Here is a 19,846-nt window from a genome sequence, read left to right as displayed (position 1 = left end):
ATATTAATAGATAATTCTGATAATAGATTAACTTAAATTTAGCCTTTTGGTCAATGTTCAGCACTGAACTATCATAAAAATGTAACTAAATTGTCATCTTGTATACAAAACGGTAAACACATAAACATGTGTACAACTTTGTGTACAAGTATACTTTTCCGTATACAAAATGTTTACTTCTTGTAAACTTGTGTACAAATATGTGTACAACTGTTTACAAAACGTATACTTGTAAACAAGAATGTGTACAACTTACTTAAAAACTACAATTATTAAAAATTAACCTGTAGATAAATTGCTCCCACCTCTCAACTTGTGGATAGCTAAAAAAGATAATCAGCTTGTGGATAATTTATAATTGTAAAACAAAAAGCTAAGTTATCAACAAAGCAAAAAATCTGACACGTATTTTGTCGTTTGAAATAAAACTTTGTTGTTTACTAACAGAAAATGAAATAAATTCTACGCAATTAATCCAGAGCTTTCTATTTAAATAAATATCAGATTCAATGCCTGCTACTCCTAGTCATGACACAATCAATGGTGCCAAAAAACACGCCAAATTCATAAATTTCTACTTAAATTTCAGAGTGTTGAAAAATAAAATAGTCAATAGTTAAAATGCTACTAAGCGATCTATTTAATGGCGAGTTTATTATGTTGATGTTATTTTTTGTTTTACTAGAATTTGCTTGTGAAATACCAACAAACTTTAGTAATAGCACTTTTTCAGAATATAAATTACTGTGATGCTAATTGTTTGATGAACGAATTTAATTATTTATTAATAAGTAAAAGATTTACAGATATGCGCAAAATTACTGAGTATCTAATTTATATTTTTCTCAAACTAGGGGGGATTAATAAGGTGCTGTATTACATTCTTTTTTATTTTGAAGAAGTTGATTGGAACGGAAGGGTTCTCGACTCCTATGGGAAATGCGGGAAGGCTGAGACCCCACAGGCGGCACGCGGAGGAGGCTCAAGAATCTCGCCCCATGGAAAGCGAGAACCCTGCAGTGGAAATCAACATCATACAGCATCCTTTACATTGAAAAAATTAATAATCAATTGATCCTCTAGCCTATTGGCAATTAAACCAGAATTAATTCCTTATTTTTAATTCGATTCCCCTATCAATTTATATACAAAATAAATAACAGTTTTAAACCATGCAACTCCTAATCATGATATAAACAATAGTGCTAAAACACTCCACCAGATCTTAAATTTATTACTCAAATTTGAAATTTTTTACTTTCCTACAAAAGTTTTTGTTCTTTTATGATGAAACGATTATAATGGGAATTATGATTGTACTTTCCTAGTACAATTAGATAGAAAGAAAATTTAATAAAAAAATCCATAAGTTAGATCGCTTATGGTAGAGGTCGCAAACCCCCCTCTACAAAAAAATAAGGCAAAAACAATATTGTCATATTGTTTTTATTTTTGTTATTCGGGATGCCCTCTTCTTTTTAAACACGTAAAGGAGAGAAGAAATATGAAAAATGAAAAAGCAATCGTTGTATTTAGCGGTGGCCAAGATAGTACTACTTGTTTATTCTGGGCTATGCAACAATTTGGTGAAGTTGAGGCTGTTACGTTCAACTACAACCAACGTCATAAACTAGAATTAGATGTAGCTGCAGATATATGTAAGGAATTAAATATCCCCCACCATATACTTGATATGTCCTTGTTAAATCAACTTGCTCCAAATGCTTTAACAAGAACAGACATTGAAATTACTCACGAAGAAGGTGAATTACCTTCTACATTCGTAGATGGACGTAATTTATTATTCTTATCTTTTGCAGCAGTACTTGCTAAACAAAAAGGCGCGAAACACATTATTACTGGTGTTTGCGAAACTGACTTTAGCGGATACCCTGACTGCCGAGATATCTTCGTTAAATCATTAAACGTAACTCTTAATCTATCAATGGATTATCCATTTGTTATTCATACTCCACTTATGTGGATTGATAAAGCTGACACCTGGAAGTTGGCCGATGATTTGAATGCATTTGAATTCGTTAAAAATAAAACGTTAACTTGCTATAATGGTATTATTTCTGACGGTTGTGGAGAATGTCCTGCATGTGAGCTTCGTCGAGCTGGTTTAGAACGTTATCTACAATCGAAAGGAGCCGCAAAGCATGTTTGATTTTCGCATCGTAGATCGACTTCATAAGATTGATGAGCACATCAAAAAAGAAGACTTAAAATACCACCATAAACGTGTTCTAGTGAATAAAGAATTTACTTTTGATGCTGCACATCACTTACATTGCTATGAAGGTAAATGTAAAAATTTACATGGACACACGTACAAAGTCATTTTTGGAATTAGTGGTTTTGTTGATGAGATCGGCTTAGTCATTGATTTCGGTGATATTAAACAGATTTGGAAGGAAAAAATTGAAATCTATTTAGATCATCGTTATTTAAATGAAATGCTACCTCCAATGAATACAACAGCGGAAAATATGGTTGTTTGGATTTATGAGCAAATGGAAAATGCACTTAAGGCTCATACAAATCCGGCACAAGATATTCGTGTAGAGTTTGTTCGTTTATTTGAAACGCCTACTTGCTACGCAGAAGCTCGTAGGGAGTGGATGATTAATGAGTAAAATTCCTGTACTTGAAATATTCGGACCTACTGTACAAGGTGAAGGGATGGCAATCGGCCAAAAAACGATGTTTATTCGTACTGCAGGCTGTGATTATTCTTGTAGTTGGTGCGATTCTTCTTTCACGTGGGATGGTAGCGAAAAAGAAAATATTAAATGGATGACCGCAGAAGAGGTTTGGGAGAATTTAGTGAGCTTAGGCGGCGATACATTCTCACATATAACAATTTCTGGTGGAAACCCTGCCCTACTTCCTTCATTAGGACCTGTAGTAGAGTTATTAAAAGAAAAAAATATGACTTTAGCTCTTGAAACCCAAGGTAGTAAGTGGCAATCATGGTTACCTTCTATAGATGAGGTAACATTATCACCTAAACCACCTAGTAGTGGTATGAATACTGACTTCGATATGTTAGGAAGCATTATTCAAAATTTAAAAAATCACCCAAAGTTTTGCTTAAAGGTTGTTATTTTTGATGAAAAAGACTTAGCTTATGCAGAAACCGTTCATCAAAAATTCCCACATGTTCCGTTCTTTTTACAAGTCGGAAATAGCTGGTTAAATGCGGATGATGGAACTTTATTACAATACATGTTAAAACGTTATGAATGGCTTATAGATGAAGCAATGAAATCAAATATCTTTAAAAACGTAAAAGTTTTACCTCAATTACATGCATTTGTTTGGGGAAATAAGAGAGGAGTTTAATCAAAATGGTAGGAAGATCAAAAGGTTCACTTGAAGAAGTATCATTACTTGGTAGCAACAACACAAAATATTTATTTGAATATGACCCAGGAATTTTAGAAACATTTGATAATACTCACCCTGATCGTGATTATTTCGTAAAATTTAATTTCCCTGAATTTACTTCACTTTGTCCAAAAACTGGTCAGCCTGACTTTGCGACAATTTATATTAGCTATATTCCAGAGCAAAAAATGGTTGAAAGTAAATCATTAAAGCTTTACTTCTTTAGCTTCCGCAATCACGGAGACTTCCATGAAGATTGCATGAATATCATCATGGATGATTTAATCAAATTAATGGATCCTCGTTATATTGAAGTTTGGGGTAAATTCACTCCACGTGGCGGTATTTCAATCGATCCATATTGTAACTATGGCCGTCCAGGTACAAAATACGAAAAGATAGCTGAACATCGTATGATGAATCACGATTTATATCCTGAAAAGATTGATAATCGTTAAGAATTGAGACTTTATTTTACTAAATTCTGGTCATATTCATGATGACCTAACACTTGTAGCCTCCGTGTTCTATACAAGGAGGCTATATTTTTAAAATTTTAACAAGCTCGCATTAAAATACTAGTTTATTTCTAATATAATAGTTTACTAATATTGCATAGTAACAACACCAGAATATTGCGATAAATTCTCTGAGTTAATGTCTAATATTCCTACTTCAGTTGACCTCTGACCTGTAGCTTTAATGAATTTATCTGCTTTTTCGAATAACAACATCCCTATGATTGATAGTGCCTTCGTCCGGTAATGCATGGGAATAGTAATTGTGGGATTTAGCTGTTGCACCACTTTTGCGGCCTCTTCACCATTTAACGTCATTTTGCCGCCGACTGGGATCATAAGAACGTCCACCTTACCAATGTCTTTAATAAGGTCCTCCGTTAAAAGATGGCCTAAGTCTCCACAATGGCAGATCGTCAAACCGTCGACTTTAAACCTGAATAGTATATTTTCTCCCCTCTTTTTTCCATTTACTTTATCATGGTACGTCTTGAATCCACTTATCTGTACGTCACTGCAATTGTACTCTTTTGCTTCATTGACAAGTTCATAATTTCCAGTTGCAACATGAATTTTGTTGTGGTCTCCATGATCGTGTGTGACTGCAACAATATCCGTTTCGATGGGCTTAGGCATTTTATATCCGAGGAAACGATCAAATGGATCGATTAGAATCTTTTTCCCAGCCTCTGTAGTTATCAAAAAGGCAGATTGACCAAACCATTTAATTTGCATAATAAGCACATCCTCTAATTATCTTTGTTTTATATTCAACCCTTGTTAAGTTCTTAACTCCTCATAAAAACTATCCCACAAAACTTTTGTTCTCGAAGCAATTTCAATTTGACTATTGTACAATCTACTTCTCTTCGTTATTCCATTGGATATATTTACGAAAATTTCCGCAATATGTTGAGCGGGCATTTTTGTTCGAATTTCCCCACTCTCAATCGCTTGCTCAACAACCTTAATCCACCCATTTAACTCATTTTCATGCAATTGGAGAAGGACATCCGTAAATTCTGGGAATAGTCTGTTAGCCTCGGTTAACAATGTTGTGAATTTTAAGCGACTTGTTGGAGAATTACCGATAATTCTCATAAATGTGGATTCCGACTTAGTCTCCTGAATTAATGACAAATAATTTTCATAAAATTGCTTTAATGTAGTCTGTTGGATTTGGTCAAAATTAATATGACTAATTTCAGCAGCCGTGTTCACTACTTCACGAAATAGCCCTTCTTTGCTATCAAAATAATGATAAAATGCCCCTTTAGACATTCCACTCTGCTTAACTAATTCACTCATCGTTACCTCTTTAAAGCTTTTCTGCAAAAACAGCGTTAAAGCCGTATTGATGATGTGCTCTCTTGTATTTACCATATTCTCTACCTTTCCATTCCAACCAACATACCGTCCGGTCGGTTTTTTAAATATTATACCACTGATTTAATTTTGTAAAGAGGTTATAACATCAAGAAAAAACTACTTGAGGAACCATCTCCACAGTGTGTACATATTGTAGTAAAAACAAGTTGAACTTGTCTCGTAGAAATTTTTATAGATTGGATGTGTCACTAATTCTGTATTTTAAGTATAGTCCAGAAAATAATGAAGGATTATGTAACCAGCTAATGGCTTTTTTTAGAGTAATTGGTGAGTCATTATACTTTTCTAAACAAGGGAATAAAGTCGGCATTATTATAAATGATTTTCAAACAAGAAATTCAAGTGATATCATTGATTTCGACATTAATTTTTCTAAGATCAGTTTTGACGCCTTTGTTGATTTAAAAGAGCTTACTCAATTATTATCAAAAGAAAATATTTTAGTAAATCTACCAGAGAATATTGATAGTACTAAGCAGGATATTGTTTTCTGTAGTCGATTTTTAAATCGAATTATGACATCAGAAGAGAACAAAGAAAATGGGGCTTTTATAGCAAATCATTTCCCATTTGCAAAAAAAGTATTAACGATTTCAAATGCCATAATTGACTCAATGTCATCATATTCAAATTGGAAGGCAATTCATTTAAGAATTGAAGATGAATTAGTGAATTTCCATTCAGATTCCACAACAGATTTTGAAGGTTATATCGAAAATCAACTATTACAAGCTATCGATATGATTAATACACCAGACTTATCAGCAGTCTACATCGCAGCAGGTATTAAAGAGGAAAAATTTAATAAAATTGCTCAGATATTTAATGATAAACTACCTAACTTATTTATTTTAAACAAACTAGAAGTTTTGAAAAACCAGCCCAGTCTACTAAAACAGTTAAATGATTTAAGCTTAGAAGAGCAGGCATTGGTTGACTGGCTTGTCTGTATTGGTGCACCTCATTTCTCTGGTCTGCATGCCTCTTCATTTGCTTATCTGGCTGGTTATATACGTCATTATCGTGGTTTTGATAAAGTAACAACTCAACTTTGGCCAACTTATCAACCTCTTTGGGAATTGTGGTTTCCTCGAATTTAATTTACTCATTTGTGTTTGAACTGTAATTTATCGAAAATAAACTTTAAACCCTTTTCAATATGATTAGGGTATTTTTGTCGTACTTTCCTACTATTACTTTTTCACTATCATTTTAGTAAAATTTTTCGTTTGTGGCGCACAATATGATTATAATTTACAATGATGAAAAAGAAATAAAAAGAGTGGTGAATAGATTTGTTTAAATTATTACTCATTGAGGATGATTCTTCTCTATTCTCTGAAATTGAAGATCGCCTTACTGGATGGTCCTATGAGGTATTTGGGATAACAGACTTTAGTAAAGTAATTCAAGAATTTACTGAGATTAAACCAGACTTAGTCATCATTGATATCCAACTTCCAAAATACGATGGTTTTCATTGGTGTCGTATGATTCGTTCCCATTCAAATGTCCCAATTATCTTTTTATCTTCAAGAGACCACCCTTCGGATATGGTCATGTCGATGCAGCTTGGCGCAGATGACTTTGTCCAAAAGCCGTTCCATTTTGACGTTCTTATCGCCAAGATTCAAGCTACTTTACGTCGAGTTTATAACTATAATACTGAGAAAATCGCACTTAAAACTTGGTGTGGTGCCACCGTCGACTATGAAAAAAATACTGTTTCAAATGAAAGTGGAGCAATTGAACTCACAAAAAATGAGATTTATATTTTAAAACTGTTAATTGAACAAAAGAACAAAATTGTTAGTCGTGAGGAATTAATAAATGGACTTTGGGAAGATAAGCGTTTTATTAGTGATAATACCCTAACAGTAAATGTAAATCGTTTACGAAAAAGACTTGATGAAATTGGATTAGGACAATCTATTGAAACAAAAGTAGGGCAAGGTTACGTTGCTCTAGAAGAGGAATTCTGATGATTAAAACCTTTCTAATTGAGCGAATTAGTTGGATTCTTTTTTTTCTACTATCACAGGTATTCATTTTATTTGTTTCATTTATTGATTCTTCAATACCTTTAACTTCACTGCTTTATATTGTCTTTTTATCACTATTATTGTTTATTATTTTTTTAGTCGTTCGGTATCCAAAAGAAACTAGATTCTATAAGAGTCTGATCGATCGTGAAGATGATCTTGATTTGACAGGAATTGTAGATTCTAATAGTCCGTTTGAAGAAATAGTTGAAAACAGTTTAACGAATCAAACAATCTTATTAAAAAAAGTAGCGGTTCAAAATCAAACCCATTTAGAAGAAGAAAAGGACGATCTCCTATCTTGGATTCATGAAGTGAAAACACCTTTAACTGCAATGAACTTAATGATTGATCGAATGAAGGATGAAAAGTTAAAATCAAACTTAACATTCGAATGGTTGCGTATCCACTTATTACTAGATCAGCAGCTCCATCAAAAAAGAATACCTTTTATTGAAAACGATCTTTATATCGAAAAAATTCAGCTTGAAGATGTGCTATTTCCAGAAATTAAGACATTACAGTCATGGTGCATACATAAAGGAATCGGTTTTGATATTGAACTTGAGGAATTAGAAGTTTATAGTGATGCAAAATGGCTTTCGTATATCATAAGACAGCTTTTAACAAATGCAGTAAAATATAGTACCTCCTCTGACATTCGAATTACAAGTAAACAAAGAAATGGGCAAGTTATTCTTGAAATTGAAGACTTTGGTCGCGGCATACATTCAAAAGATTTACCGCGCATTTTCGAAAAAGGCTTTACTTCTACGACCCAACATCAAGATAACGCCTCAACAGGCATGGGCTTATATTTAGCACAAAAGGCTGCACTGTCCCTACATATTACGTTTCAAGTAAAATCAGAACTAGATAAAGGCTCAATTTTCACGTTAATTTTCCCGAAACGAAATGAATTTGTAAAAATAACAAGCATGTGACAAAATTGTCACATGCTTTTGTTTATTGTTCGGTTAATCAAAGGAAACAATAGAAGGAACCTTTTATACTTACTTTATCAAATGAAAATAAAGGGGTGTACGAAAATGAATATTTTAGAAGCAAAGAAAATTCATAAAAGTTACGGAAATAAATTTAATAAACAAGAAGTTTTAAGTGGCATCGATATAAACATCGAAAAAGGTGAATTCGTTAGTATTATGGGTGCTTCTGGATCGGGTAAAACAACTTTATTAAATGTTCTTTCGTCGATTGATAAGATTAATACTGGCACTATTGCAATTGAAGGCAAAGATATTACGGATATGAAAGAAAAGCAATTAGCAGAATTTCGTAAAAACTATTTGGGCTTTATCTTCCAAGAATACAATTTACTAGACACATTAACTGTAAAAGAAAATATTCTTCTTCCTTTATCAATTACTAAAACGTCGCCTAGTGAGGCAAATCAAAAATTTGATGTAATTGCTAAAGAGCTTGGTATTTTTGAATTAAAAGATAAGTATCCGAATGAAATCTCTGGGGGCCAAAAACAACGTACTTCGGCTGCTAGAGCATTTATTCATGAACCTAGTATCATTTTCGCGGATGAGCCAACAGGTGCTTTAGATTCAAAGTCTGCATCAGATTTATTAAATAAATTAAGCGAACTAAATGAAAAAAGAAATGCCACAATTATAATGGTTACACATGATCCAGTAGCAGCAAGCTTTTGTAATCGAGTTATCTTTATTAAAGATGGACAAATTTATTCACAACTTCACAAAGGCGATGAAACAAGACAGAATTTCTTTAAAGACATCATGAAAACTCAAGGTGTATTAGGTGGTGTTCACCATGAGCATTAATCACTTGATATTCCGAAATTTAAAGAAAAACATAAAGAACTATTATCTTTATATTTTCGCTTTAGTCTTTAGTGCTGCCTTGTACTTCTCATTTGTTACCCTACAGTACGATCCATCCATGGACGCCACAAAGGGTTCAATTAAAGGTGGAGCTGCAATTCGCTCAGCGTCGATATTACTTGTTGCAATTGTGTCGATTTTCCTTTTATATGCAAATATGATTTTTATTAAAAGAAGAAGTAAAGAAATTGGTTTGTTTCAATTAATTGGAATGACGAAAGACAGGATTTTTCGAATTCTAACAGTTGAAAACTTTATTCTTTATTTTAGTTCATTGGTTATTGGGATCTTACTAGGTTTTTCAATTTCAAGACTAATCATTATGATTTTATATAAAATCACAGGGGTTAAAGCAATTGCTAGTTTGCATTTTTCAACACAAGCATTAGTTCAGACAATAATTGTGTTTGTTGTGATTTATGCATTCATTATGTTAATGAATTACGTTTTTATTAAAAGACAAACGATTTTATCGTTATTCCGAGTGGTCTCATCGACTGAAGGAAAACTTAAAAAAATGTCTGTATTTGAGATTTCTATTGGAGTTTTAGGTATTTTATTAATCATCTCAGGTTATTTTTTATCATCAAAACTATTTGATGGTGATTTTACTACGATGACTGAGCTATTTTCAGCAATGATCTATATTTTAGCGTCAGTTATAATTGGAACTTATTTAGTATATAAAAGTTCAGTTCGTTTTATTTTAAATATTATTCGCAAAAAGAAAAATGGCTATTTAAATATAAACGATGTCCTATCATTATCTTCAATCATGTTTAGAATGAAGTCTAATGCTTTATTACTGACGATTATTACAACCGTATCAGGTCTCGCTATTGGCTTATTATCTTTAAGTTATATATCTTACTATTCTGCTGAAAAAACGGCGGAGAGCCATGTCCCTGCTGATTTTTTCTTAGGCAATCAGAAGGATTTACAAACTTTCACATCCGCTCTTGATAAAAGTGGCATTAAATATACAGAAAAACACATCGAAGTTCTTCAAGTTAATGCAAATATAAAGAATATACTAGATAAACAGTTAGATGGAATGATGAAGGATGCAGATAAGTTCCCACTAGCGGTCGTAAACGAAAAAGCGGCTAAAGTGAATCTTGCTCCAAATGAAGCACTATTTACCGGTTATGATGATATGCTTCAAAAATTTATGACATTGAAGGATTCGGGGAATCTTGAAATATCTAGTACAAAGAAAACATTTAAGCTAAACTATTTAGGTTTAAAACGTGATAAAATTATCCCTTCATACTTTACAAACGGAGGATTTCCTACAGTTATTGTAGATGATCAAGTTTATAAAAGTATAAAACAGAATCTCGATTCATCTATTCAAAAAAAATCTACTGAATATAACGGTATTAATATAAGTGATGAGAATTTAATCAAAAAGGCAAATGGCATCTATATGGATGATCAATTGGATAAAAATTATCCTAATGATTCTCGACTTGAAATCGTTAATAGTCAGAAAGCAAATATGGGGCTTATTATGTTCATCGTCGGATTTTTAGGATTAACATTCTTAATGACATCTGGATGTATTTTATATTTTAAACAAATGGATGAGAGTGTTGATGAAAAGCCTAATTACACAATTTTACGTAAGCTTGGTTTTTCTCATAGTGATTTATTAAGAGGAATTCGATCTAAACAGTTGTTTAATTTCGGTATTCCACTCGTAATTGGACTAGTTCATAGCTATTTCGCTGTCCAGTCTGGATGGTTCTTATTTGGTGCTGAAGTTTGGACACCAATGATCATTGTCATGGTTTTATATGCCGTTTTATACTCTGTATTTGGTATATTATCCGTTCTTTATTATAAAAAAGTAATTAAAGAAGCTCTTTAAAAATAAGAAAATACCTACTAAATAATAGAAGTCCGATTTGAGCTTCTATTATTTTTTTATTTCTTTTGAATTATAATAGCTATATAAAAACTACTTTAAAGGTGAATCAAAATGACAAAAACAATCGTTGAAAAGCTAAACTTAACAAAATATAAAAAAGCGACAGTTTTATTTCAACCTAGTAATACAAATTATTTTACAGATTTACCCTATTTTGAAACAGATCTATTGAATTCTCCTTACGATCTAATATTTGCTTTCGTACTTAATATGGACTCACTTAAAGAGCTCATGACAAAGATTATAGATAATGACTACTTAAATAAAAACGGTTATATTTTTGTAGCCTATCCTAAAAAAGGCAACAAAGTATATCCTACTTATATTCATCGCGACGATTTATTTGAAGGATTAGGTGCAGACGAGAGTGGCTACCTCGGTTCAAGCACCATTAAATTTGCTCGGATGGTAGGACTGGATGATGTTTTTACAGTAGTTGGATTAAAGGACGATTCGAAAACAAAAGCTACAAACTCTTCAAAAGCTAGTCAATGTGTAGATGATTATATTGATCTCATACCAAACGTTGAAAAGGATTTAGAGGAAACGCCTGAACTGCTTACGATCTATCAATCTCTCACTCCTGGATATCGAAAAGATTGGGCTCGCCATATATATAGCGCTAAGCAAGAAGCAACAAAAGAAAAAAGGCGTGAAGAAATGAAAGTGGTATTAGGTGCAGGGTATAAAACGCTGGATTTATATCGTAGAGACCATAAATAATTGCGTATACACTAAAAAGCTCAGCCAGATTTTCTGACTGAGCTTTTTTCTTTAGCAGCAACGAGTTACTTTTCCACCTTTCGAATTAAAGCGGGATTCTTGTGCTTCGATAAAGAACTCTTTTCTCGTTTGAACTGGTTGATTAGGATGGTGAGTTTTCATATGTTCTACGTATTTCTCATAGCTTGGTACGCCAACAAGTAGACTAATGAACTGTTTATAATATTTTTTGAACTCCTTTATTTTATAATGCATAATTTTTAGGATCGCTTTCTTCTCGTTTTATATAAGGAGTTTCATGTAATTTTATTGGTTTATTAGACAATATATTGATCCAATTTCGTATCGAAGCAATTAAAACTAGGAGTACGATGAGCATAAATAATCCACAAATCGTTGCATCTATATAGTCATTTAAAATAATTTGATTCATTTGTGCATGACTAGTTGCCGGAGCGAGAATTGTACCAGCATCTACATCTTTAAAAATTTTAGCATGCGCTAAGAATCCTATTTTTGGTACTGGATGAAATATCTTTTGCCACCCTGCAGTCATTGTAACTACTAATATCCAAATAGTCGGCACTAGCGTAATCCATGCATAAGCTTTTTTCCCCATTTTCAACAAGATCGTTGTGCCGAGTAATAATGCAATTGCCGCAAGCATTTGATTCGCAATACCGAATAAAGGCCATAAAGTATTGATTCCACCAAGTGGGTCAATAACTCCTTGGTAAAGGAAATAACCCCATCCGAACACACAAATAGCGGTTGCAATTAGATTAGCCGGAAGGGAATCTGTTTTGCCAAATGGCTTGTATACATTACCTAGGATATCCTGCGTCATATATCGTCCAATACGAGTACCCGCATCAATTGTTGTTAAGATAAATAGTGCTTCAAATAGAATAGCGAAATGATACCAAAAAGCCATTAATGCTTTTCCACCGATTACTTTAGAAAAGAGTGCCGCCATACCAATTGCTAAAGTTGGCGCACCACCAGTACGCGAAAGGATTGTTTGCTCTCCAACATCTTTTGCTAGCGTAGATAATTCGTGAGACGTTATGGTAAATCCCCAACTCGAAACTACTTGAGCCACTTGATTCACGTCTGTTCCAATAATCGCAGGTGGACTATTGATCGCAAAGTATGCTCCTGGCGTTAATAAACACGCCGCAATCATTGCCATTACTGCAACGAATGATTCTGTTAACATAGCACCGTACCCAATAGCACGGGCATGCGTTTCACGCTCCATCATTTTTGGTGTAGTGCCAGATGCAACTAATGCGTGGAATCCAGAAACAGAACCACATGCAATTGTTATAAATAAAAATGGAAATAGATTTCCGGCGAATACAGGACCTGAGCCATCAATAAATTTTGTAACAGCTGGCATTTGTAAATCTGGTGCCACAAAAATAATTCCAACCGCTAAAGCTAAAATCGTACCAACTTTCAAAAACGTACTTAAATAATCTCGTGGAGCTAATAAAAGCCATACTGGTAAAACCGATGCTATAAATCCGTAGCCAATTAACATAAGCGCAATTGTTTCACCTTTGAATGTAAACATCGCTGCCAGCGTTGGACTTTCTGCAACATATTGTCCAGCAACTAAAGAAAGTAGTAGTAAAATCACACCAATAAATGATCCTTCCCCTACTCGACCTGGACGGATGTATCGCATATAAATACCCATGAAAAGTGCGATTGGAATAGTTGCTGCAATTGTAAACATTCCCCACGGACTTCCCGCAAGAGCTTTTACAACTACTAGTGCTAATACAGCCAATAGAATAACCATAATGCCTAAAATACCTATTAATGCAATGACCCCGGTTATTGGGCCAATCTCTTCTTTAATCATTTCTCCGAGCGATTTACCATTTCTACGCGTCGAAGCTGCTAAAATAACAAAATCCTGTACTGCCCCTGCAAATACAACTCCTACAATAATCCAAATCGTACCAGGTAAATAGCCCATTTGCGCAGCTAAAATTGGTCCAACTAGTGGTCCAGCCCCAGCAATAGCTGCAAAATGATGACCAAATAATACCCACTTGTTCGTCGGTACAAAATCTTTCCCATCGTTGTTAATTTCTGCAGGTGTTTTACGGTCTTCATCAAGTTTAAACACTTTTTCTGCAATAAACTTACTATAAAACCGATAAGCTACTGCATATGTACAAACAGCTGCTGTGAGGAGCCAAATCGCATTAATTGTCTCCCCTCTTTTTAAAGCTAAGACAGAAAAACAGACAGCCCCAAGTACCGAAATTAATCCCCAAACTACGATTGATTTTAAAGATTTCACAAACAAGAACCTCCTTCTCCATTTATAACTGAAAGTATATCATCAATTCAGAATTTTTTGTCAATTAATGGTAAAAAAAGTATAAAAACGACATTTTTACTGATTTTAAGCTAAATATTCTACAAAAAAGTAGACGAAAGTTATATTGAACTTTCCTAATTAGGGAAGTTCAAGTGAAAATACAACTTGTAACGATTGTTAACTTACATAAAAAAACCACCTTAGCATTTAAAAGCCAAGATGGTTTTCATTCATATTAAATTGACTACTTAACTTTTTGAATAAAATTAATGTCAATCAGTTCGTTCAGCCTTTGTAATTCTTGTTCCCCTAATAACATTTTTCCTTCGTTTAAAGATACTAGAGCACTTTCAATTAAATACTTACGTGGCGTTTTTGACTGCAACAACTCATTTTGCAAAAAGTCTAGTAGTTCATTGTATTTTTGTTGTTCATCGCTATTTAGCACAGACTTTTTCATAATGCAAATAATACTACAAAGCTTTTGTTGAAGATTTTCCTCAGTCTTTCTTACTGGTAACCATCTATCTAAAAGCTCCAAATTAAATAATTGTTCTCCAGATTCCTCAACATCTTTAACGATCTTAATTATACGTTTAACACTATAACGGACAACTTGATCCATACTAGTATTGATATCCTTGGCAAGGTCATAGTATCTCACATTATGGTGAATAATACCTAAAAACATAATGGCACTATCTAATAAGAAAACTTTTTTTTCACTACCAAAAATGTCTAAAAATCGTGTATACACCCAATTTAATGTTTTGAAATTACCTTCTCTAATGAATTGCTTGATATCAAGGTCATTTATATAAATTACTTCTTCAAACAGAGAAATCAATTTATTATCTCTATTTGCTTCCATTAATAAAGTTACTTGCTTAATGAAAATTTCAATATCAGAAGGACTCTGACCGATTAATAACTCATTTCTTTCTTGTTCAAGTTTTTTATAAATCGTATTAAATAATGCGACTACTAAATCACTTTTAGATGAAAAATAATTATAAAATGTACCTTTAGAAATACCGCTATAATCTAGTATGTCTTGGATAGACGTCGATTGAAATCCCTTTTCAATAAACAATTCATGGGCTATTTTTACGACATGCTGTTTACGATCATTCATATAATCACCTTGGTTCTAGTTAATTACTGCTTAAAAAACATAGTACATTATTTTAGCATTTAAAACTAGTAAATATCTCATTAGATTATTAAAGATTTCTAATGGTTATTATAATTGCATCTAATGAATGAATGGTATATCATATTATGTTATATAGAAGATGGAAACACAGTTCAAAAAAATGAACTAGTTGTACAAAGGAGGGGGAATCATGGACCATTCCATGAGTAAATCGGTACGCCCACCATACGGGATTATTACAATCCTGATGATTGGGGCGTTTATTGCGTTCTTAAACAATACATTATTAAATATTGCTTTGCCTTCAATCATGAAGGACTTGGATGTTGAGCCATCAACAGTTCAATGGCTATCTACTGGATATATGTTAGTTAATGGGATCTTAATTCCAACCACAGCTTTTTTAATCCAAAAATATTCTGTTAGACATTTATTTATAACAGCACTACTTTTATTCAATATCGGTACTTTTACCGCAGGTTTTGCGCATAACTTTCCTTTATTATTAACTGGCCGTATGATTCAAGCTTCAGGTTCGGCTATTTTAATGCCATTATTAATGAATGTAATGTTAACTAGCTTTCCTGTTGAAAAACGCGGAACTGCAATGGGCTTCTTCGGTTTAGTAATGATGGGTGCACCAGCAATTGGACCAACTTTATCTGGTTGGATTATTGAACACTACGATTGGAGAATGCTTTTCCATGTAGTATCACCAATTGCATTAACAATTTTAATTATTGGCTTTTTCTTACTAAAAGATAAAAAAGAGAAATCAAATAGTAAGATCGATCTTCTTTCAGTTCTTTTATCAAGTCTAGGATTTGGTGGATTATTGTACGGATTTAGTTCTGCTGGAACTGATGGATGGGAAAGCCCAAAAGCTTATGTTGCTTTAATTGTAGGGGTTCTTTCATTAATACTATTTATCACTCGTCAATTAAAACTTGATACACCAATGTTGAACTTTAGAGTTTATCGTTACCCTATGTTCGCCTTATCTTCGGCGATTTCAATCGTTGTTACAATGGCTATGTTCTCAGCAATGATGCTTTTACCAATTTATACTCAAACACTTCGCGGCATTAAACCGTTTGATGCGGGATTAATGCTATTACCTGGTGCTCTATTAATGGCAGTTATGTCACCAATCACAGGTAAATTATTTGATAAAATCGGTGGAAGAATTCTTGCGATGACCGGTTTAATCATTATGACGATTACTACTTATTTACTAAGTAAATTAACGCTGGATACAACCCACACTCAAATTATTGTTTTATATGCATTACGTATGTTCGGTATGTCAATGGTAATGATGCCTGTATCAACAAATGGTTTAAATCAGTTACCTAAACGATTCTATCCACACGGAACTGCTATGAACAATACATTACAGCAAGTATCTGGTGCTATTGGAACTGCTTTATTAATTACAGTTATGTCAAATCGTACAGCATCGAAAGCTAAAGAATTATCTGCTGAAGCAATGAAGCATGTAACAAGTAAACCAACACCTGATATGATTGCTCAAATCAAACAAGAAATCACGATGAAAGCAATGCTTGAAGGTATTAATTTCTCATTTTATGTGACAGTTTTCGTTATAGCAGTAGCGCTGATTCTTTCGTTCTTTATTAAACGATCAATAGCAGCAGAAGAACCGGTAGTTAACGAAAATACGGATGTAAATTTTAAGAAAAAGTTAGTCGGGAATTAAACAAAAGTTCAACCAATTTAATTGGTTGAACTTTTTTTATTTAACCTTCAAATATAAAAAGTTATAATTTAATTAATGAATTATTAGAATAAATCTTTATTATTTAATACTAACTTATTGGATGGTTTAAATGTGCTAAGAAAAATTATTTTAACTCTTTTAATCGCTTTTATACTATTTATGACAGGTAATCAGACCACGAAGGAGAACACTGAAATGGATCAAGTTAAGTTGAATTACGGAAAATATGAGATTCCAAAAACACTAGTTAACGCTATTAACTTACAAAGTGAATTACAAAGTGAAGGAATAACACAATTTGGAGAATTAGGTGGACTATTTTTCTCATATGAAAAAATCGATACTCGTTATTTAAATACCCCATTAGATGTAATCCAATTTGCAAATACTGGTTCAGATGGAGTTCATTTTGGCTTTTTAACTGATTTTGGCCAAGTTAATGATTTAGAAAATGCATATATTGTACGTGTTTCTCCAATGGACTCTGATGATCCAGTACAAATCGTTGCTAGAAACTTACGTGATTTCTTAAGGCTACTTTGCTATGCACCAGGTGCTGTAGAGGTGGTTGATGTTACTTCTGATGAGGATACATTTCACAGTGTCCCTGAAATAGCTGCAACTCAAACAATTGAAGGCTACGATGCCAAAGCAAGAAAGGCTCTTCAACAAAGATTTTCCCTTGAATCAATTAACTCAATCGAAAGCTATTTAAACGAAGTCAAAAATGAGCGAGAAAGTGAAATCTTATTACCGACCGAGGATAGCTTAGGGATCACAAATAAGTCTGCAACGATAACGGAAGAACCAAGAATTCAAAAGTTATTTAAGTTTGATGATAATGATCTATCATTAGATACTGACGAAGTAGTTCACTTTTTTGAAACTTCCTCAGTTGAAGCAAAATTGGTGTTTCTACGCGAAGCCCAATCGAAGGCATTACTATATGATGATGAAGAACTAAAACTTTATCTTTCAAAACAACTACACTTAATGCATTTGGAAGATGAGGCAGTAAGAATTAAATATTAAGTAAATCTCTACTATTTTTATACAAAGTATCTGAAAAGTATGAAGAGAGTGTCCCAAAGATTCGTTAAAAATCTTCGAGACACTCTCTTTATTATTTTTTATAAATAAAATAATCAAAATCAGCATGAAGCCCTTGCCCAGTCGTATCCTGACACTGCATTCCAACAAACGCACCCGTAAAGAATCCTCCGCCTTGAATATAATCATCAGATAGTTTATAGGAATAATGTGTCACAGGTATTGCTGTCCACTCTTGTCCATCAAATGAGTAAGAGTACTGGTAAACATTCGTTTTCACATCTACTCGAAGGTACACATATTCAATATGTTCCGGAATAATAATTTCGTTTCCTTGAAGAGGCTGATCGAATGTAAAATTATCACATGTTACTAATTCTAGAATTCTGCCCTTCTCTTCATTCCAAGTAATTTGACATGAAGTCCAATTTTGAGTGTTATAGTAATTGACTAAACCAGCAGATTGATGGAATGTACTAGGATTAAATGCCACCTTTGTTTCTGCTGTAAAATTAAAATCCTGCCAACGTCTTGCTATAAATGACTGGGTAAATTTAGATGTAAGTGATTCTCTTCCATAAAGACGAAGATGTCCTGGATTGTCTTTTAGCGAAACGATTTTCTCACCTAATGGAATTCTCAAGTTTTGAAAGTGAGGGTTTAATTCTTCTGAGTTAAAGTCATCCTTCTCTGGATAATCGCTTTCCCATTTTATTTCACCAATTTTTGGACCTTCTATTTCAAGTGAAGGACTATTTCCCCCCACAACATAAGGCCAATCGTTTTTCCACTCAAGCCTTTGAATTGCCGTTTCTCTTCCTAATGGACAAAAGCCCCTAGGATCTAACAACGGTTGACCTTCTCTTGGTAATGGTCTTCCTGTTAGATGGACAAGAAACCATTCATCAGTATGTGTTTGAACAATTGATGCATGTCCTGCTTTTTGAAGTGGAGTTCTTGGAGCATGGAATGACGAAATCAACGGGTTTTCTGGGTGTACTTCATACGGACCCATTAATTGTTTTGATCTGGCAATCGTCGCTTGGTGATCGTATTTCGTGCCGCCTTCTGCTGTTAATAAGTAGTAGTAATCATTTATTTTATATAAATGTGGTGCTTCCGTCAGTTTAATATCTGTTCCTTTAAAAATTACCTCTGCTTTTCCAATCAGTTTCCTTTCTTCTACGCTGTACTCTTGTAGTGAAATACCATAGAAGCTATGATTGCTTATACGGTGATCCCAAACCATGTTGACTAAATACTTCTTTCCATCCTCATCATGGAATAGGGATGGGTCAAAACCTGTACTATTTAAGTAAACTGGATCTGACCATTCTCCATCAACCGTGTCACATGTTGCAAGGTAATTATGACAATCCTTCCATTGACCTTCGACTACTTTTACATCAGTGTAAATTAGCCAAAACTGTCCGTCTCGATATGATAATGCGGGAGCCCAAATACCGCCTGAATCAGGATTACCCATCATGTTCAATTGACTTAAACGGTTTAAAGGTCTTGATGCTAAGCGCCAATTTTTTAAATCCTTTGAATGGTAAATTCCAACTCCGGGAAACCATTCAAATGTTGATACTGCGATGTAATAATCTTCCCCAACTCGACAAATACTTGGATCCGGATTAAATCCTGGTAAAATTGGATTGCTGATTTTAGCCATTTTAAACTCCT

The 19,846-nt window shown here is 33.5% G+C and carries 18 protein-coding genes; 12 read left to right on the top strand and 6 right to left on the bottom strand.

Going from position 1 to position 19,846, the window contains the following annotated elements:
- Positions 1 to 1,504 precede the first annotated feature (1,504 nt).
- Genes queC through queF form a run of 4 tightly spaced genes read left to right on the top strand, consistent with a single transcriptional unit; the run spans position 1,505 to position 3,851 of the window.
- The gene (queC, locus tag CN601_RS16170) at positions 1,505 to 2,170 is read left to right on the top strand and encodes a 7-cyano-7-deazaguanine synthase QueC (protein ID WP_098171639.1); all 666 of its coding nucleotides are present in this window, start codon (positions 1,505 to 1,507) and stop codon (positions 2,168 to 2,170) included.
- Positions 2,163 to 2,639: a 6-carboxytetrahydropterin synthase QueD gene (gene queD, locus CN601_RS16165; RefSeq protein WP_098119019.1), complete on the top strand. Its 477-nt coding sequence runs from the start codon at positions 2,163 to 2,165 to the stop codon at positions 2,637 to 2,639. The genes queC and queD overlap by 8 nt, the downstream gene beginning before the upstream one ends.
- Positions 2,632 to 3,348: a 7-carboxy-7-deazaguanine synthase QueE gene (queE, locus tag CN601_RS16160; protein WP_098171638.1), complete on the top strand. Its 717-nt coding sequence runs from the start codon at positions 2,632 to 2,634 to the stop codon at positions 3,346 to 3,348. Before queD ends, queE begins: the two co-directional genes overlap by 8 nt.
- A 5-nt stretch (positions 3,349 to 3,353) precedes the next feature.
- Positions 3,354 to 3,851 carry a preQ(1) synthase gene (gene queF / locus CN601_RS16155; RefSeq protein WP_098171637.1) on the top strand — a complete coding sequence of 166 codons (498 nt, stop codon included), beginning with the start codon at positions 3,354 to 3,356 and terminating at the stop codon, positions 3,849 to 3,851.
- A gap of 147 nt (positions 3,852 to 3,998) precedes the next feature.
- On the opposite strand, the gene CN601_RS16150 is transcribed toward queF, so the two are convergent.
- Positions 3,999 to 4,646, bottom strand: coding sequence for an MBL fold metallo-hydrolase (locus CN601_RS16150; protein WP_098171636.1), 648 nt, complete (start codon positions 4,644 to 4,646; stop codon positions 3,999 to 4,001).
- A gap of 45 nt (positions 4,647 to 4,691) precedes the next feature.
- Entirely contained in the window at positions 4,692 to 5,294 is a 603-nt protein-coding gene (locus CN601_RS16145; RefSeq protein ID WP_098171635.1) for a TetR/AcrR family transcriptional regulator, read from the bottom strand.
- 251 nt (positions 5,295 to 5,545) lie between these two features.
- On the opposite strand from CN601_RS16145, the gene CN601_RS16140 reads away from it, so the two are divergent.
- The 6 genes from CN601_RS16140 (at position 5,546) to CN601_RS16115 (ending at position 11,869) form a co-directional block, all read left to right on the top strand.
- Positions 5,546 to 6,400: an O-fucosyltransferase family protein gene (locus CN601_RS16140; RefSeq protein WP_098171634.1), complete on the top strand. Its 855-nt coding sequence runs from the start codon at positions 5,546 to 5,548 to the stop codon at positions 6,398 to 6,400.
- 195 nt (positions 6,401 to 6,595) lie between these two features.
- Positions 6,596 to 7,282: a response regulator transcription factor gene (locus CN601_RS16135; RefSeq protein ID WP_098171633.1), complete on the top strand. Its 687-nt coding sequence runs from the start codon at positions 6,596 to 6,598 to the stop codon at positions 7,280 to 7,282.
- Positions 7,282 to 8,286 carry a sensor histidine kinase gene (locus CN601_RS16130; RefSeq protein ID WP_098119025.1) on the top strand — a complete coding sequence of 335 codons (1,005 nt, stop codon included), beginning with the start codon at positions 7,282 to 7,284 and terminating at the stop codon, positions 8,284 to 8,286. Before CN601_RS16135 ends, CN601_RS16130 begins: the two co-directional genes overlap by 1 nt.
- 105 nt (positions 8,287 to 8,391) lie before the next feature.
- Complete coding sequence (locus CN601_RS16125; RefSeq protein WP_098119026.1) at positions 8,392 to 9,153, top strand: ABC transporter ATP-binding protein; 762 nt, start codon at positions 8,392 to 8,394, stop codon at positions 9,151 to 9,153.
- Positions 9,143 to 11,086, top strand: a complete 1,944-nt coding sequence (locus CN601_RS16120; protein ID WP_098171632.1) for an ABC transporter permease — start codon at positions 9,143 to 9,145, stop codon at positions 11,084 to 11,086. The genes CN601_RS16125 and CN601_RS16120 overlap by 11 nt, the downstream gene beginning before the upstream one ends.
- A gap of 111 nt (positions 11,087 to 11,197) precedes the next feature.
- Positions 11,198 to 11,869, top strand: a complete 672-nt coding sequence (locus CN601_RS16115) for a YdeI/OmpD-associated family protein (RefSeq protein ID WP_098171631.1) — start codon at positions 11,198 to 11,200, stop codon at positions 11,867 to 11,869.
- A 51-nt stretch (positions 11,870 to 11,920) separates the two neighbouring features.
- Here CN601_RS16115 and CN601_RS16110 read toward each other — a convergent pair whose 3' ends face one another.
- The 3 genes from CN601_RS16110 to CN601_RS16100 all read right to left on the bottom strand — a co-directional run bounded on the left by CN601_RS16110 (position 11,921) and on the right by CN601_RS16100 (position 15,345).
- The gene (locus tag CN601_RS16110) at positions 11,921 to 12,124 is read right to left on the bottom strand and encodes a YbdD/YjiX family protein (RefSeq protein WP_098119029.1); all 204 of its coding nucleotides are present in this window, start codon (positions 12,122 to 12,124) and stop codon (positions 11,921 to 11,923) included.
- Positions 12,114 to 14,189 carry a carbon starvation CstA family protein gene (locus CN601_RS16105; protein WP_098171630.1) on the bottom strand — a complete coding sequence of 692 codons (2,076 nt, stop codon included), beginning with the start codon at positions 14,187 to 14,189 and terminating at the stop codon, positions 12,114 to 12,116. Before CN601_RS16105 ends, CN601_RS16110 begins: the two co-directional genes overlap by 11 nt.
- Before the next feature lie 265 nt (positions 14,190 to 14,454).
- Positions 14,455 to 15,345 (bottom strand): TetR/AcrR family transcriptional regulator, encoded by an 891-nt coding sequence (locus tag CN601_RS16100; RefSeq protein WP_098119031.1) that lies wholly within the window; start codon positions 15,343 to 15,345, stop codon positions 14,455 to 14,457.
- A 211-nt stretch (positions 15,346 to 15,556) separates the two neighbouring features.
- On the opposite strand from CN601_RS16100, the gene CN601_RS16095 reads away from it, so the two are divergent.
- Positions 15,557 to 17,086, top strand: coding sequence for an MDR family MFS transporter (locus CN601_RS16095; protein WP_098171629.1), 1,530 nt, complete (start codon positions 15,557 to 15,559; stop codon positions 17,084 to 17,086).
- Positions 17,087 to 17,302: 216 nt separating this feature from the next.
- Complete coding sequence (locus CN601_RS16090) at positions 17,303 to 18,139, top strand: hypothetical protein (protein WP_098119033.1); 837 nt, start codon at positions 17,303 to 17,305, stop codon at positions 18,137 to 18,139.
- 91 nt (positions 18,140 to 18,230) lie between these two features.
- Here CN601_RS16090 and CN601_RS16085 read toward each other — a convergent pair whose 3' ends face one another.
- Positions 18,231 to 19,835 (bottom strand): glycoside hydrolase family 43 protein, encoded by a 1,605-nt coding sequence (locus CN601_RS16085; RefSeq protein ID WP_098171628.1) that lies wholly within the window; start codon positions 19,833 to 19,835, stop codon positions 18,231 to 18,233.
- Positions 19,836 to 19,846 lie beyond the last annotated feature (11 nt).

This window comes from Bacillus sp. AFS017336 (assembly GCF_002555445.1).
Classification (GTDB): Bacteria; Bacillota; Bacilli; order Bacillales; family Bacillaceae_G; genus Gottfriedia.
This window is presented reverse-complemented; position numbering and strand designations above follow the sequence as displayed.

Coding starts and splice junctions, on each gene's coding strand:
- CN601_RS16150 (WP_098171636.1), bottom strand. CDS start 4,646: ATGCAAATTAAATGGTTTGGTCAATCTGCCTTTTTGATAACTACAGAG.
- queF (WP_098171637.1), top strand. CDS start 3,354: ATGGTAGGAAGATCAAAAGGTTCACTTGAAGAAGTATCATTACTTGGT.
- queD (WP_098119019.1), top strand. CDS start 2,163: ATGTTTGATTTTCGCATCGTAGATCGACTTCATAAGATTGATGAGCAC.
- CN601_RS16095 (WP_098171629.1), top strand. CDS start 15,557: ATGGACCATTCCATGAGTAAATCGGTACGCCCACCATACGGGATTATT.
- CN601_RS16115 (WP_098171631.1), top strand. CDS start 11,198: ATGACAAAAACAATCGTTGAAAAGCTAAACTTAACAAAATATAAAAAA.
- CN601_RS16120 (WP_098171632.1), top strand. CDS start 9,143: ATGAGCATTAATCACTTGATATTCCGAAATTTAAAGAAAAACATAAAG.
- queE (WP_098171638.1), top strand. CDS start 2,632: ATGAGTAAAATTCCTGTACTTGAAATATTCGGACCTACTGTACAAGGT.
- CN601_RS16110 (WP_098119029.1), bottom strand. CDS start 12,124: ATGCATTATAAAATAAAGGAGTTCAAAAAATATTATAAACAGTTCATT.
- CN601_RS16140 (WP_098171634.1), top strand. CDS start 5,546: ATGGCTTTTTTTAGAGTAATTGGTGAGTCATTATACTTTTCTAAACAA.
- CN601_RS16090 (WP_098119033.1), top strand. CDS start 17,303: ATGGATCAAGTTAAGTTGAATTACGGAAAATATGAGATTCCAAAAACA.
- queC (WP_098171639.1), top strand. CDS start 1,505: ATGAAAAATGAAAAAGCAATCGTTGTATTTAGCGGTGGCCAAGATAGT.
- CN601_RS16125 (WP_098119026.1), top strand. CDS start 8,392: ATGAATATTTTAGAAGCAAAGAAAATTCATAAAAGTTACGGAAATAAA.
- CN601_RS16100 (WP_098119031.1), bottom strand. CDS start 15,345: ATGAATGATCGTAAACAGCATGTCGTAAAAATAGCCCATGAATTGTTT.
- CN601_RS16145 (WP_098171635.1), bottom strand. CDS start 5,294: ATGGTAAATACAAGAGAGCACATCATCAATACGGCTTTAACGCTGTTT.
- CN601_RS16085 (WP_098171628.1), bottom strand. CDS start 19,835: ATGGCTAAAATCAGCAATCCAATTTTACCAGGATTTAATCCGGATCCA.
- CN601_RS16130 (WP_098119025.1), top strand. CDS start 7,282: ATGATTAAAACCTTTCTAATTGAGCGAATTAGTTGGATTCTTTTTTTT.